General features: G+C 71.1%; 13 protein-coding genes and 1 pseudogene. All 14 read left to right on the forward strand.

Translation table 11 applies throughout. The features are described 5' to 3' along the window. Positions 1–8: 8 nt before the first annotated feature. Positions 9–773: an ABC transporter ATP-binding protein gene (locus ABZS42_RS05590; protein WP_355142754.1), complete on the forward strand. Its 765-nt coding sequence runs from the start codon at positions 9–11 to the stop codon at positions 771–773. Next, positions 758–2,452 carry an ABC transporter permease gene (locus ABZS42_RS05595; protein WP_355142755.1) on the forward strand — a complete coding sequence of 565 codons (1,695 nt, stop codon included), beginning with the start codon at positions 758–760 and terminating at the stop codon, positions 2,450–2,452. The genes ABZS42_RS05590 and ABZS42_RS05595 overlap by 16 nt, the downstream gene beginning before the upstream one ends. Before the next feature lie 63 nt (positions 2,453–2,515). Further along, positions 2,516–3,046: pseudogene (locus ABZS42_RS05600) on the forward strand (flavin reductase family protein); the annotation flags it as partial. A 162-nt stretch (positions 3,047–3,208) separates the two neighbouring features. Continuing rightward, positions 3,209–3,571: a DUF485 domain-containing protein gene (locus ABZS42_RS05605; protein WP_355142756.1), complete on the forward strand. Its 363-nt coding sequence runs from the start codon at positions 3,209–3,211 to the stop codon at positions 3,569–3,571. Next, the gene (locus ABZS42_RS05610) at positions 3,549–5,222 is read left to right on the forward strand and encodes a cation acetate symporter (protein WP_355142757.1); all 1,674 of its coding nucleotides are present in this window, start codon (positions 3,549–3,551) and stop codon (positions 5,220–5,222) included. The genes ABZS42_RS05605 and ABZS42_RS05610 overlap by 23 nt, the downstream gene beginning before the upstream one ends. Positions 5,223–5,381: 159 nt before the next feature. Further along, entirely contained in the window at positions 5,382–6,356 is a 975-nt protein-coding gene (locus ABZS42_RS05615) for an NAD-dependent epimerase/dehydratase family protein (RefSeq protein WP_355142758.1), read from the forward strand. An 80-nt stretch (positions 6,357–6,436) separates the two neighbouring features. Then, positions 6,437–7,687, forward strand: coding sequence for an LCP family protein (locus ABZS42_RS05620; protein ID WP_355142759.1), 1,251 nt, complete (start codon positions 6,437–6,439; stop codon positions 7,685–7,687). A 217-nt stretch (positions 7,688–7,904) separates the two neighbouring features. Continuing rightward, positions 7,905–9,122 (forward strand): LCP family protein, encoded by a 1,218-nt coding sequence (locus ABZS42_RS05625; RefSeq protein ID WP_355142760.1) that lies wholly within the window; start codon positions 7,905–7,907, stop codon positions 9,120–9,122. Between the two features lie 199 nt (positions 9,123–9,321). Continuing rightward, a complete protein-coding gene (locus tag ABZS42_RS05630; protein WP_355142761.1) occupies positions 9,322–10,260 on the forward strand; it encodes an LCP family protein in 939 nt (312 codons plus the stop codon). Between the two features lie 59 nt (positions 10,261–10,319). Further along, the gene (locus tag ABZS42_RS05635) at positions 10,320–10,655 is read left to right on the forward strand and encodes a rhodanese-like domain-containing protein (protein WP_355142762.1); all 336 of its coding nucleotides are present in this window, start codon (positions 10,320–10,322) and stop codon (positions 10,653–10,655) included. A gap of 9 nt (positions 10,656–10,664) precedes the next feature. Further along, positions 10,665–11,456 carry a glycerophosphodiester phosphodiesterase family protein gene (locus ABZS42_RS05640; RefSeq protein ID WP_355142763.1) on the forward strand — a complete coding sequence of 264 codons (792 nt, stop codon included), beginning with the start codon at positions 10,665–10,667 and terminating at the stop codon, positions 11,454–11,456. Between the two features lie 83 nt (positions 11,457–11,539). Continuing rightward, complete coding sequence (locus tag ABZS42_RS05645) at positions 11,540–12,997, forward strand: ATP-binding protein (protein ID WP_355142764.1); 1,458 nt, start codon at positions 11,540–11,542, stop codon at positions 12,995–12,997. Between the two features lie 67 nt (positions 12,998–13,064). After that, positions 13,065–13,472, forward strand: a complete 408-nt coding sequence (locus tag ABZS42_RS05650) for an ATP-binding protein (RefSeq protein WP_355142886.1) — start codon at positions 13,065–13,067, stop codon at positions 13,470–13,472. A gap of 121 nt (positions 13,473–13,593) precedes the next feature. Then, complete coding sequence (locus ABZS42_RS05655; protein ID WP_355142765.1) at positions 13,594–14,478, forward strand: DUF5926 family protein; 885 nt, start codon at positions 13,594–13,596, stop codon at positions 14,476–14,478. The last annotated feature ends 12 nt before the right edge of the window (positions 14,479–14,490 follow it).

A 14,490-nucleotide genomic window follows, 5' to 3' on the forward strand; every position in this document is an offset into this window, starting at 1 on the left:
TCTGCTGCATGACCGATGAGCACCCGGCGCTGTCCCTTCGTGGCCTGGCCAAGCGGTTCGACGGCAAGGTGGCGGTGGCCGGCGTCGACCTGGACGTACCGGCCGGCTCCTTCTACGGCCTGCTCGGGCCGAACGGCGCCGGCAAGACCACCACGCTCTCCATGGCCGTCGGGCTGCTCCGGCCGGACGCGGGCCAGGCCCGGGTGCTCGGGCAGGACGTCTGGGTCGACCCGGTCCGCGCGAAGCAGCTGCTCGGCGTGATGCCCGACGGCGTACGCCTCTTCGACCGGCTCAGCGGCGCGGAGCTGCTGGCGTACCACGGTCTGCTGCGCGGCATGGACCCGGCGGTGGTCGACCAGCGGACGGCCGAGCTGCTCGACGTGCTGGCGCTCACCGACGCGGGCCGCACGCTGGTGGTGGACTACTCGGCCGGCATGAAGAAGAAGATCGGCCTGGCCTGCGCGCTGCTGCACGGGCCCCGCCTGCTGGTGCTGGACGAGCCGTTCGAGGCGGTCGACCCGGTCTCGGCCGCGCTGATCCGGGACATCCTGGCGCGGTACGTCGCCAGCGGCGGGACGGTGATCTTCTCCAGCCACGTGATGGAGGTCGTGGAGCGGCTCTGCTCGCACGTGGCGATCCTGGCCGAGGGCGCGATCAAGCGGGTCGGCACGATCGAGGAGGTACGCGGGAAGCGCTCGCTCGAGGACGTCTTCGTCGAGGTCGTCGGCGGCCGGACGGCGACCGGTGAGGAGCTGGCGTGGCTGTCGAACTGACCGCGCCGGCGGTCCCGGCCCGCCGGGTGTCGGCCCGGCACTTCGTCCGGCTCAAGCTGCGCGTGATGGGCAACAACTTCCGCGGTCAGGGCTGGCGGATCGCTCTCTTCGTGGTCGGCGCGCTGTTCGGGCTCTGGCTCGCCGGCACCGGCTTCGTCCTGTTCGCCACGCCCGGGTTCGCCGACGACGGTCGGTTTGCGCCGATGGTCGCCGCGTTCGGCGGCGGCCTGCTGGTGCTCGGCTGGCTGCTGCTGCCGCTGGTCTTCTTCGGCGTGGACGAGACGCTCGACCCGGCCCGCTTCGCACTGCTGCCGTTGCCGCGCCGGACGCTGGTCACCGGGCTGTTCGCGGCCGCCCTCGTGAGCGTGCCGGCGGTCGCGACGCTGCTGGCGCTCTTCGGGCTGGTGGCCACCGCCGGCGCGCTCGGCGGCTGGTCGGCGGCCCTCGTGCAGGTGGTCGGGGTACTCGCCGGGGTGCTGCTCTGCGTGGCCGCCGCCCGGGCGGTCACCAGCGCGTTCGCGTCCATGCTGCGCTCGCGCCGGGTCCGCGATCTGGCCGCCGTGCTGCTCGCCGTCGCCGCCGCACTGCTCGGCCCGTTGCAGCTGGTCGGCATCTCGGCGTTGCAGGAGACCGACTGGGACAGCCTCACCGGGGTGTCGGAGGTGGTCGGGTGGACTCCGTTCGGGGCACCCTGGACGGCCGGCATCGACGTGGCCGAGGGTCGAGCCTGGGCCGCGCCGATCAAACTGCTGATCACCGCGCTCGCGTTGCTGGCGCTGGTCGGCTGGTGGTCCCGGTCGCTGGAGTCGGCGATGGTGGGCGCGGCGAGCTCCGGAGGCGCCCGGGCGAAGAGCAACCCGACCGGCGGCGCGGTCAGCCAGCTCTTCCCACGTGCCGCCGGGTGGGCCCGGCGTGACCAGTTCGGCGCGCTGGTGGCCCGGGAGGCCCGCTACTGGTGGCGGGACGCCCGCCGGCGGGCCAACCTGATCACCATCGCGGTGGTCGGCATCTTCGTCCCGGTGCTGGTCAACCTCGGCGGAGCCGGGTTCACCATGAGCAGCGAGCAGGGTTTCGGCCAGGGCAGCGCCGAGCCGTCGGCCGGGCTGGTCAGCCTCTCCATGCTTTTCGTGGGTGTGGTCGCCGCGGTCACCCTGGCCAACCAGTTCGGTTTCGACGGCAGCGCGTACGCCGCGCACGTGGTGGCCGGCGTACGCGGCCAGCAGGAGCTGCGGGCCCGGATGACCGCGTTCTCGATCTACGTGATGCCGATGCTGGCGGTGGTCTCGATCGTGATCGCGGTGGTGCTCGACCGGCCGGGGTGGATCGGGCTGACCGCGGGCGGGCTCTTCGCCAGCTACGGTGCGGGGCTGGCCGTGAACAGCTTCGTCTCGGTGCTCGGCGCGTACGCCCTGCCCGAGACGAGCAACCCGTTCGCGTTGAACAGCGGCGCCGGAGTGGCCAAGAGCTTCCTCACCATGCTCGCCATGTTGGCCACGGCGGTGGCCGCCGTGCCGATGGTGGTGGCGGCCGCACTGCTCGGCGACGTCTGGCACTGGCTCGCTCTGCCGGTCGGCGCGGCGTACGGACTGGGTGCCGCGCTGCTCGGCGCCTACCTGGCCGGGGACGTCCTGGACCGCCGCCAAGCGGAGTTGCTGGCGGCGGTCACCCCTCGCCGCTGACGCCGGGTCTCGGCGGTGACGCTCGACCCGTACAGCGGCACCTGATCCGGCACAACGGGCACAATGTTTCACGTGAATCATGAGCCCGGAGCGGAGATCCACCACACCGATCCGTTCGCTGTGCCGGCCGGTCAACGCTCGCCCGCGCGCCGGCTACGGGGTCGTCTCGCCGCGCCGGTCACGCTCTGGACGGCACCCGGGCCGGCTGGGCTGACCGTGTCGTCCACCCTGGTCGCCGAGGGGGAGCCGGACCGGCTGCTCGGACTGATCGATGCCGAGTCGGACTTCTGGGCGGCGGCCGAGTCGGCCGGGCGGTTCGCGGTGGCGCCGCTGGGCCCGGTGCACCGGCAACTCGCCGACCGCTTCGCCGGTCTGTTCCCGTCCCCGGGCGGGCTGTTCGCCGTCGGCGCCTGGACCGAGACGCCGTACGGTCCGGTACCGACGGACGCCGGCGGGTGGGCCGGCTGCCGGCTCGACAGCGCCCGGGAGTACGGCTGGGCGCTGCTGGTCGAGGCGACCATCGAGGCGGTGGAGATGGTCGAGGAGGCGGCGCCGCTGCTGCACTACCGGGGCCGCTACCGAGAGCTGACCTGATGACCACCGACCGCTCAGCGGGGTGACCTGAGTCACTCGGCGCAGCCATCCCGCCGTTCGGCGCAGCCGCCGACCGACGGCGATCTCGGCCTTCCCCGCCGGGGAGCGCGCTTTCTAACGTGCGCGAAACCCCCGACGCCTGTGAAGGTGGTGATCCACAAAATGTCCACGGACACACCCACGCCGGCCGCGTCCGCGCCCGACCGGTATCTCGCCGTACAACGGTCGGACGAGTTCGCCGGCCTGCGTCGCGCCCTGCGCGGCTTCGTCTTTCCGATGACCGTCGCGTTCTTCCTGTGGTACGCGCTCTACGTGATCCTCTCCGCGTACGCGCGGGGCTTCATGGGCACGAAGCTGATCGGCAACATCAACGTCGCGCTGGTCTTCGGCCTGCTCCAGTTCGTGTCCACGTTCCTGATCGCCTGGCTCTACTCCCGGCACGCCGATCGGAAGATCGATCCGGTCGCCGACCGGATCCGCGACGAGATCGGGGAGGTGACCCATGAGTCCGGCATTCGCGGCTGAGGCGGGCGGCACCACCGCCCGCAACCTGACCATCACGCTCTTCCTGATCTTCGTAGCGGTGACCCTGGCGATCACGATCTGGGCCAGCCGGCAGACCAAGACCGCCACCGACTTCTACGCCGGCGGCCGTTCCTTCTCCGGCTTCCAGAACGGCATGGCGATCGGCGGCGACTACATGTCGGCCGCCTCGTTCCTCGGCATCGCCGGCCTCATCGCCCTCTACGGGTACGACGGTTTCCTCTACTCGATCGGGTTCCTGGTCGCCTGGCTGGTGGCGCTGCTGCTCGTCGCGGAACTGCTGCGCAACTCCGGCCGGTACACGATGGCCGACGTGCTGGCCTTCCGGATGCGCCAGCGTCCGGTGCGTACCGCCGCCGCGGTCTCCACCATCACTGTGTCGATCTTCTATCTGCTGGCGCAGATGGTGGGCGCCGGCGCGCTGGTCGCGTTGCTGCTCGGCATCAAGCCGGGCACCACGTTCCTCGGCATGGACGCGGACGCCGCCAAGATCGCCACCATCATCATGGTCGGCGCCTTGATGATCATCTACGTCACGGTGGGTGGCATGAAGGGCACCACCTACGTACAGATCGTCAAGGCGTTCCTGCTCATGACCGGCGCAGTGGTCATGACGCTGCTGGTGCTCGCCAAGTACAAGTTCAACCTGTCGTCGCTGCTCGGTGACGCCGCGTCCTCCTCGGGCAAGGGCAGCGCATTCCTGGAACCCGGCCTGCGCTACGGCGTCGAGGTCGCCGGCAACGCGACGCAGACCTTCTACAACAAGATGGACCTGCTCTCGCTCGGCATCGCCCTGGTGCTCGGCACCGCCGGCCTGCCGCACATCCTGATTCGCTTCTATACCGTGCCGACCGCGAAGGCCGCCCGCAAGAGCGTGCTCTGGGCGATCGGCATCATCGGCACCTTCTACCTGCTCACCCTGGCCCTCGGCTTCGGCGCGGCGGCCCTGGTCGGTGGCGAGGCGATCACCGCGCAGGACCGGGCCGGCAACACGGCGGCACCACAGCTCGCCCAGGTGCTCGGAGTGGACTTCCTCGGCGGCGAACTGGGCGGGGCCACCCTGCTCGCGATCATCGCCGCGGTAGCGTTCGCCACCATCCTCGCCGTGGTGGCCGGGCTGACCCTGGCCTCCTCGTCGAGCCTCGCGCACGACTTCTACGCCAACGTGGTCAAGAACGGGCAGGCGTCGGAGCGGCAGGAGGTGAACGTCGCCCGGATCTCCGCGCTGGTGATCGGTGCGGTCTCGATCGCGCTCTCCATCTTCGCGCAGAACCTGAACGTGGCGTTCCTGGTGGCGCTCGCCTTCGCGGTGGCCGCCTCCGGCAACCTGCCGGCGATCCTCTACAGCCTGTTCTGGAAGCGGTTCAACACCTCGGGCGCGGTCTGGGCCATCTACGGCGGCCTGCTCGCCGCGGTGGTGCTGGTGTTCTTCTCACCGGTGGTCTCCGGAGCACCGACCGCGATGTTCCCCGACCACGACTGGCAGTGGTTCCCGCTCTCCAACCCGGGTCTCATCTCCATCCCGATCGGGTTCCTCTGCGGGTGGATCGGCACACTCGTCTCCAAGGAGCGTGACGAGGAGAAGTACGCGGAACTGGAGGTGCGGTCCCTGACCGGCGCCGGCGCGCACTGACCGACCACCGAGAAGGGCACCCACCGCAACGGGGGGTGCCCTTCTCGCTGCCTGATCACGCACGGGAGCGGACGGTGCCGGCTGCCGGGCGGCCATCGGGTCGTCGCGACTCACCTGCCGGGGGCTGAAGAACCGGCGACGCTAAGTAAGCTGACGGCCATGAAGGTCGCACCCCGCTTCGGCTCCGGTCACCGAATCCTCGTCACCGGCGGTGCCGGCTTCGTGCCGTCGCACCTGGTGGACGCCCTGATAGCACGCGGTTGCACGGTGGTCGCACTGGACAACTTCGTCACCGGGTCGAAGGAGAACGTCGCCCACCTGCTGGACACGCCGGCGTTCACGATGGTCGAGGCGGACATCTCCGACGGGCTGCCGGCGCATCCGGCCCTGGCCGAGCGGTTCGACGCGATCCTGCACATGGCTTCCCCCGCCAGCCCGACCGACTTCGAGAAGCTGCCGGTGGAGATCCTCCGGGTCGGCTCGGTGGCAACCCTGCACCTGCTCGATCGAGCGGTCACCGACGGCGCCCGGTTCCTGATGGCCTCCACCTCCGAGGCGTACGGGGACCCGAAGGAGCACCCGCAGCGCGAGTCGTACTGGGGCAACGTCAACCCGATCGGTCTGCGCAGCGTCTACGACGAGGCCAAGCGCTTCTCGGAAGCGGCGACCATGGCGTACCACCGCAGCCGGGGGCTGGACACCGCGATCGTACGGATCTTCAACACGTACGGTCCGCGGATGCGGCCGGACGACGGCCGGGCCATCCCCACCTTCATCTCCCAGGCCCTGCGCGGTGAGCCGATCACAGTGCACGGGACCGGCGACCAGACCCGGTCGATCTGCTACGTGGAGGACCTCGTCCGGGGCATCCTGCTGCTGCTCGACTCCACCGAAACCGGCCCGATCAACTGCGGGACCGAGCACGAGATGAGCATGCGCCAGCTCGCCGAGACCATCATTTCGCTCAGCGGCAGCAGCTCCGAGGTGACCTACATCACGCGCAGCGCAGACGACCCGGAGATGCGCCGGCCCGACCTGACCCTCGCCCGGACGCTGCTCGGTTACGAGCCGACCGTGACACCCGAGGACGGCCTGCGGCGCACGATCGAGCACTTCCGCAGCCGCCTGTCCTGAGCCTGAGCAGGCAGCTCGCCGGACGGAACCTGAGTGTCGCCTGAGGGCGGCGCTGGCCGATCGTACGTACCCTGACTTACATGTCAGCCATCTCGTCCGCCGCCGGCCCGCGCCCCCACCTGCACCGCAGCTCCGGGCGCGCACCGGCGCCCGGCTCCGGGCGCGCACCGGTCCCCGGTACTGCTCGTGGGACCACCGGGCGGGTCCGGGCGTCCGACGGGTACCGGTCGTCGTACGACGAGGTGCCGCAGGGTGGCGGGCCCGGCGGCCCGGGCGGGCCGGGGGGTCCTCCCGGCCCCGGGGGCGGTCGACCGGGCCGGCGTGGGCCGCGGCCGCGGTGGGGGCGGATCGCGCTCGTGGTCGGCATCGCCGTCCTGGTGCTCGCGTTGATCGGCGGCGTCGGCGCCTGGCTCTACGTACGCAATCTCGACAACGATCTGGCCCGGACGGACCCGTTCTCGGAGATCACCGAGGGACGGCCGGCCAAGACGGTGGAGGGTGCGCTCAACATCCTGCTGGTCGGCAGTGACTCGCGGGACCCGGACGCGCCGGTCGACCAGGCCGGCAAGTGGCGGGCCGACACGATCATCGTGATGCACATCCCGGCCGATCACCAGGAGGCCTACCTGGTCTCCATTCCGCGTGACCTGTACGTGCCGGTTCCGGAGAGCGCCGGCGCCGACTGCGGCTCCGGACGGCGAGCGAAGATCAACGCGGCCTTCGCGTTCGGCGGTCTGCCGCTCGCGGTACGCACCGTCGAGTGCTTCACCGATGTCCGGATCGATCACGTCATGGCGATCGACTTCGCCGGCTTCAAGCAGGTCACCGACGCGCTCGGCGGGGTCGACCTGAACGTCGAGCGCACCGTCACCTCGATCCACAAGCCGTACCGGACGTTCACCAAGGGCATGAACCACATGGACGGCACCGAGGCGCTGGACTGGATCCGGCAGCGCAAGCAATTCCCGGACGGGGACTTCGCCCGGATGCGGCACCAGCAGGAGTTCCTGCGCGCCCTGATGGACAAGGCGGCGAGCAGCGGCACGTTGAGCAGCCCGCGGAAGCTGAACGCCTTCCTCCAGTCGGTGACCGACGCCGTCACCGTCGACCAGGGCTTCTCGTTGGTCGACATGGGATTGCAGTTCCGCAACCTGCGAGGTGAGAACCTGACCTTCGTGACCAGCCCGAACTCCGGCAGCGACATGATCGACGGAGAATCGGTGGTGGTTTCCGACCGGGAGAAGGCGCTCGCGATGTACCGGGCCATCTCGGCCGACACGATGGCCGACTGGGTGAAGGCCAACCAGGAGAAGAAGAGCGACGGCGGCTGATCAGCCGTTCGCCCAGGGGGTTGACGGCCCGGCGTCGATGAGAAGGTTTCCAGTTGCCGAAAGTCAGTCGCTGATCGGTCGCGATCGATCTGGCTGATCAGTCAGTACGCCTGACGTCCCGCCGGGTGTTGCGGAATTTGCGCCTTGGCGAACTCGCCATGACCGCAAAGTATCCGTACAGTGGTCCCGCCCCCCGACAACGCGAGCTGGAGCACGCATGCCGGTTCAAACCAGCCGTCGCCCCCCGTCGCTGGATCGCTCTCGTCCGTCCGCCGGCGGTTCCGCGGCCATCCCCTCCCAGGCCCGTACCCGCGGCGCCGACCCGATCGCGCCCAGGAAGAAGCGCACCCGGCGAAAGGACCCACTCTGGGCCCGACTCACCGTCGTGTTCGGCGCGGTGCTGATGCTGACCAGCGGCGCCGCGATCGTCGGCAGCAAGGCACTGATCAGCCAGGCGACTGGCGGGATCGCGCAACGCAACCTGCTCGGCGACGCCGGCAAAACCGACGCCGAGGGCGGTGCGAGCCTGGACGGCCCGATCGACATGCTGCTGCTCGGCGTGGACGCGCGGGAGCGGTGGGATGCGGACAACGTCCGGTCGGACTCGATCATCGTCCTGCACATCCCCGCCACGCACGACCAGGCCTACCTGATCTCCATCCCGCGGGACACCGAGGCGCACATCCCCGCGTTGAAGAAGGCCGACTGGAACGGCGGCACCGAGAAAATCAACGCGGCCTTCCAGATCGGCGCCCGCAACGGCGGCGGCTGGGAGGGCGGCGCCCAGTGGATGGCGAAGACCATCAAGGAGCTCACCGGGGTGAGCTTCGACGGCGGCGCGATCATCAACTTCGGCGGCTTCAAGAACGTGATCGACACGCTCGGCACGGTGCGGATCTGTGTCAAGCAGGAGGTCCAGTCGATCCACATGTCGTACGTGGACGGCAAGCCGATGTGGAACGCGGACGCCAAGAAGACCGGTAAGCCGATGAAGCCGGTGGTGCACAAGAAGGGCTGCCGGGAGATGGAGGGCTGGGCGGCACTGGACTACGCCCGGCAGCGCAAGACCCTCACGAACGGCGACTACGACCGGCAGGCCAACCAGCAGCAGCTGATCAAGGCGATGGCCCGCAAGGCCACCGACAAGGGCATGCTGACCAACCCGCTCAAGCTCCAGCAGATCGTCAAGGCGGCCGGCAAGGCGCTCGTGCTGGACACCGGCGGCGCCAAGATCGAGGAACTCGCCTTGACCATGCGCGGCGTGACCGGAAACGAGCTGATCATGCTCAAGACGAACGCCGGCACCTTCAACGGCAACAGCAATGGCCGGGAGGTGCTGAGCGAGGACTCGCTGGAGATGTTCAAGGCGGTCAAGGAGGACCGGCTCGCCCAGTACGTCTTCTACCACCCCGAGGTCATCTCGAACCGGAAGTGACGGCGGAATCGGCAAAACGGACCAATTGGCGTGGCCCCACCCGTAGCCTGATCGTGAGCAGGACTCACGTCGGCAACGGGGAGGGGCCACGTCCAGTTCGGGCCGGGACGACGGCGAGCGGACCGAGGCGGGCGGCGCGGCCGCCCGGACACGCCGCGCCCGCTGGCCCCGCGTCCTGCTGGGGATCGGTCTGACCCTCGTGGTGCTGGCCGGGCTCACCATGTTCGGACTCCACCAGCTCACCGACCGGTACGACCGCACCGTACTCAAGGAGCATCTGCTCGACGCCAGCGCCCGCAACGAACGCCCCGACCTCGACGGCCCACTGAACTACCTGCTGATCGGCACCGACCGTCGGCCGGGGGACAACACCACCGAGCAGCGCGCCGACACCATCCTCATCGTGCACGTGCCGACCGGGCTGCGGGAGGCGTACCTGGTCTCCATCCCCCGCGACCTGCTCGTCGCGATACCCGCGGGCAACGGCTACGCCGGGGGCGACGACAAGATCAACGCCGCGTTCGAGCACGGTCGCGGCGGGGAAGCGGGCGCCCAACTCCTGTCGGCCACGCTGACCCGGCTGACCGGGGTCCGCTTCGACGGCGCCGCCCTGGTCGACTTCGCCGGCATCCGGCAGGTGGTGGACCTGCTCGGCGGCGTGCGGATGTGCGTGGAACGCGAGGTCCGCTCGATCCACACGAACCGGGTGTTCAGTCCCGGCTGTCGCCAGATGAACGGTGCTGAGGCACTGGACTACGTCCGGCAGCGCTACGACCTGCCGGCCGGCGACTACGACCGGCAGCGCCACCAGCAGCAGCTGCTCCGGGCGATGCTGGACCGGGCCGGCGAGACCCGGCTGCGCAGCAACCCGATCAAGCTCGACCAGGTGATCCGTGCCGTCGGCAGCTCACTCACCGTGGACACCAACGGGGTGGCCCTGGAGGACCTGCTCCTCGCCCTCCGCGGGCTACCCCCGGACGCGCTGCGGGGCGTACAGGTGCCGTCGCACTCGGAGATCATCAACGAGGTGTCGTACGTGGTGCTGGAGAACAAAGGCAACGGCCTGTTCGACGCCGTACGCGGCACCCGCATGCCGGACTGGACCCGGGCCAATCCGCGCTGGGTGGTCCGGCTGTGACCGCGCCGACGACCCGGACCCCGCCAATCTCCCTCGACGAGGATCTAGGCTTGGTAGCCGTGTTCGGATCCCAGGTACCCACGATGACCGTCGGCGAGATCACCGACGACACCTACCTGCTCGACGTCCGCGAGGACGACGAGTGGGCCGCCGGCCACGCGCCCGGCGCCCACCACCTGCCGATGATGGAGCTGCCGGCCCGGCTGTCCGAGGTGCCCGACGACCGGGACGTGGCCGTCATCTGCCGCTCCGGCGGACGCTCCGCCCAGGTCGTCGCGTACCTCGCGCGCAACGGCTGGGACCAGGTGCGCAACGTGGCCGGCGGCATGGGCGAGTGGGCCGACGCCGGGCGCCCGGTGATCGGCGAGGACGGGCAGCCCGGCCGGGTGCTCTAGGCGGCCGGGATGGGCGACCAACCTCTGGTCTTCGCGCACCGCGGTGCCTCGTACGACCTGCCCGAACACACCCTCGCGGCCTACCTGCGCGCGCTGGCCGAGGGTGCCGACGGGCTGGAGTGCGACGTACGGCTGACCCGCGACGGGCACCTGGTCTGCGTACACGACCGGCGGTTGGATCGCACCAGCAACGGCCATGGTCTGGTCAGCGCCCGCACCCTCGCCCAGTTGGAGGAGCTCGACTTCGGTTCCTGGCACCCCGGGTGCGTACCGGGCGAGGGGGACGAGCCGGACGACACGCACACCCGGCTGCTCACCCTGGAGCGGCTGCTCGACGCGGTGCTGGCCGCCGGTCGGCCGGTCCGGCTGCTGATCGAGACGAAGCACCCGTCCCGCTACGGCCGCGACGTGGAACGGCGACTGGTCGCGCTGCTGCGCCGCTACGGGCTGACCGAGCCGAAGCCGGACGACCCGGTCCAGGTCACCGTGATGTCGTTCGCGCCGCTGGCCGTACGCCGGATCCGGGACCTCGCCCCCGCCCTGCCCACCGTGCTCCTGCTCGAGGTGCTGCCGCGCTGGCTGCGGCTCGGCCGCCTGCCGTTCGGCACCCGCGTCGCCGGGCCGGGCATCGCGCTGGTGCGGGCCCGCCCGCAGTTGCTGCCGGCGCTGCGCGCGGCCGGCAACCAGGTGTACGTCTGGACGGTGAACGAGCCCGAGGACCTCGACCTCGTGCTCACCGCCGGGGTGGACGGCATCATCACCGATCGGCCCGCACAGACCCTGGCTCGTCTCGGCCGCTGACCGGACGAACGGGCGGACGCGAACCGACCCGAGGGATCTGCCCGGGGGTGCCCAAAATCAGGCCGACGGGGCACACTCGGGACATGCCGGAGCGCATCGATTTCGCCGCTCTCATCGCCGGCCACACCGTCGTGATCGAAATGATCAACTCTGGTGACGCCGGACTTCCCGTCCTCACCCAGCTCCTGCGGGTGGCCCAACCGGCGCTCGGCGCGGCCGCCACGGCATTCGTCGAGTTCGGGCCGACCGGCGGGCGGGTCATCTCCGCGACGGGCGCCGCCGAATGGACCGTGGGCCGGCCACTGCCCGCCAACGACCCGGCCACCGTCTGCCTGCTCTCCGGCCCCCGGGTGCAGCAGGTCCGGACGGACCAGCTCGCCGGTACCTTCCCCGGCGAACTCGCCGACCGGGGCCTGCGCCGGATGGTCGTCTCCCGGGCGGAGATCGGCGGGCACACGGTCGGCAGCCTGCACGTCGTCTACGCGGACGACTCCGACGAGCCGGACGACGATCACCACGCGGTGATCGCGTACCTCGCCTCCTGCATCGCCCACATGTACGGCGACCAGACCGGTCTGCCGGTGCACGGCGACGGCCCGGTCGTCGCGGCCCTCGCCGACGGGCTCGCCGTGGTTGACCGCGACGGGCGCGTACGGCTCTGGAACCCGGCGGCGGCTCAGGTGACCGGCCAGGCCGCCGACCAGGCGCTCAGCCGACCTCTGCCGTTCCCCATCCCCCCGTCCGGCCAGGTGCTCGACCACCGCCTGCCGGACGGTCGCTGGCTACGGATCACCTCCGGCGATGTGCCGGGTCTCGGCGCCCTGCGGGTGGTCACGTTCCGCGACATCACCGACCAGCAGCGCCGCGACCACGAGCGCGACCTCTTCGTGGCGGTGACCAGCCACGAGCTGCGCACCCCGGTCACCGTGATCAAGGGGTACGCGGACACCCTGACCGACCACTGGGAGTCGCTGACCGACGCCGACCGACGCCAGGCCGCCCGGGTGATCGGCCAGCGGTCGAACGAGCTGGCACGGCTGCTCGACCGGCTGCTCTCCTCCGCCGCCGAGGCGGGGCCCGGCGACGAGCCGCCCACCCCGTTCGACCTCGGGGACGCCCTGCGGGCCGCGGCCGGCGACCTTCCCGCCGAGCTGCGCCACCGAATCACCCTCGACCTGCCGGCCGACCTGCCCAAGGCGCTCGGCCACCGGCCGAGCCTCGCCACCGTGCTGACCGAGCTGGCCACCAACGCCGGCAAGTACTCCGCACCGGGCTCGCCCATCGAGATCAGCGCCCGGCCGGACGGTCAGATGGTCTCCTTCCGGGTCAACGACCGGGGCATAGGCATCCGGCCGGAACATGTCGAGCGGGCCTTCGACCGGTTCTGGCAGGGCGAGTCCGGGGACCGTCGCGGCTATCCGGGGGCCGGGCTCGGTCTCTATCTCGTCCGCCGGATCGTTGAACAGCAGAACGGATGGGTATCCCTCAGACCAAGGGCCGGTGGCGGTACGGTCGCAGAGGTGCGGCTGCCGCGCGGGTGACCGGCGACGGCACGGGGGGCGTGAAGGGGCGACGGTGGCGACGGGAAAGGGCGAACGGGCCTGGTGCGTGGTGGTTCCCCATCACGCCAGTGGGGCGCGGCTGGCTCGGCACCGGCTCGCCGACGAGCTGGCCGGTCTGGTGCCACCGGCGCTCCTGGCAGACCTGGTCGCGGTGCTGGCCGAGTTGGTGGGTAACGCGGTCCGGCACGCTCGCCCGCTGCCCGGCGGGGTGGTGCGGGTCGCCTGGCGGCTGCGCGGGCCGGCCGACGCCCCTCAGATCCAGCTGCGGGTCACCGACGGCGGAGCCGGCGAGGGGCCCCGGATGCGGGCGGCGAGTGCGGACGCCGCCGACGGCCGCGGACTGCACATCGTCTCCGGCCTCGCCAGCCGGTGGGGAGTCGAGCTGGACGGCCTCGGGCAGTGTGTCTGGGCCGAGTTCGAACCCACCGGCGCCGATCTCCTCGTCACCGGCTGAGTCGCAGCCTTCGCCCAGCCGTCCGGTCCCGGCCACCGGTGACCGCGCGCCCCACGGTCGTCCGCCTCCCGGGGCGGGTCGTCCCCGCAGCGGTCCCGCCGGACCTCTAGGCTGTCTCGCCGTGAGCAAGCGTCGAAAGAGCCAGCGGGCCGCCGAGACCACCCCGAAGCGCGAGAAGGTGCGCGACATCTTCGTGCCGCGCCCGTTCGAGGGGCTCGTCGACGAGCCCGAGTGGATCGCACTGCGCGAGCTGGTACCGGCCGCGTCCGCGCCGCTGCGGCTCGCTCCCAAGCTGGTCGAGGAGTTCGGTGAGCGGCAGGTGACCCTGGCCACCGTCCTGCCGCTGGCCGCTCCCGCCACGACGAAGCCGGACGGGCAGGTGCTCATCGGGCTACAGCGTCACATCCAGTCCGGCGACGTCTCCCGCGACCTCGCCGAGGCGCTGCTCTGCGCGCTGCGTACGGAGCCGGGCGCCCCCGTGTCGGTACCGCCGCTGCCCGGGCCGGGCGCGCGGTTGCAGGACATCCTGGTGGACGGGCCGCTGGAGATCAGCATGCACGACGGTTTCGATTTCTGGCTGGACCCGGGTGCGACGGAGGACCCGAACGTGCAGGCGTCCCTGGAGCGGGCCAACGCGGCCATCTACCCGACGGTGCGGCTGAGCGCCGCGAAGGCGGCGTACTGGTGCCAGGTGCCGGAGAAGGCGCACGTGCGCTGGGTGCTGCCGGAGGACGAGGACGCGGCGCTGGACGCGCTGGCTCGGCTCGGCGCCGCCGGCACGCTGCCGCTGGGCGACGACACCAGGTTCGCCGGCATGTTCCGCGCGCACGGCCGGCTGGTGCCGGTCTGGGACCTGCCCGAGCGGACGCCCGCCGCGGAGTGGGAGGAGCCGGTGGCGCAGTTCGCCAAGCGGTACGCCGACGCGCTCGCCGACACCACTGCGCTGGACGCGGCCGGACGCCGGGCCCGCCAGGGCCTGCTCGGCCGGCAGCTCACCCTGCGCTGACCTGGTAGCGGG

This window comes from Micromonospora sp. NPDC005367, assembly GCF_040606825.1.
Taxonomy (GTDB): domain Bacteria; phylum Actinomycetota; class Actinomycetes; order Mycobacteriales; family Micromonosporaceae; genus Micromonospora.

Bases quoted from the DNA above. Each gene is read 5' to 3' on its own strand.
- ABZS42_RS05590 (WP_355142754.1), top strand. From the start codon at position 9: ATGACCGATGAGCACCCGGCGCTGTCCCTTCGTGGCCTGGCCAAGCGG.
- ABZS42_RS05605 (WP_355142756.1), top strand. From the start codon at position 3,209: ATGTCCACGGACACACCCACGCCGGCCGCGTCCGCGCCCGACCGGTAT.
- ABZS42_RS05610 (WP_355142757.1), top strand. From the start codon at position 3,549: ATGAGTCCGGCATTCGCGGCTGAGGCGGGCGGCACCACCGCCCGCAAC.
- ABZS42_RS05615 (WP_355142758.1), top strand. From the start codon at position 5,382: ATGAAGGTCGCACCCCGCTTCGGCTCCGGTCACCGAATCCTCGTCACC.
- ABZS42_RS05620 (WP_355142759.1), top strand. From the start codon at position 6,437: ATGTCAGCCATCTCGTCCGCCGCCGGCCCGCGCCCCCACCTGCACCGC.
- ABZS42_RS05625 (WP_355142760.1), top strand. From the start codon at position 7,905: ATGCCGGTTCAAACCAGCCGTCGCCCCCCGTCGCTGGATCGCTCTCGT.
- ABZS42_RS05640 (WP_355142763.1), top strand. From the start codon at position 10,665: ATGGGCGACCAACCTCTGGTCTTCGCGCACCGCGGTGCCTCGTACGAC.
- ABZS42_RS05645 (WP_355142764.1), top strand. From the start codon at position 11,540: ATGCCGGAGCGCATCGATTTCGCCGCTCTCATCGCCGGCCACACCGTC.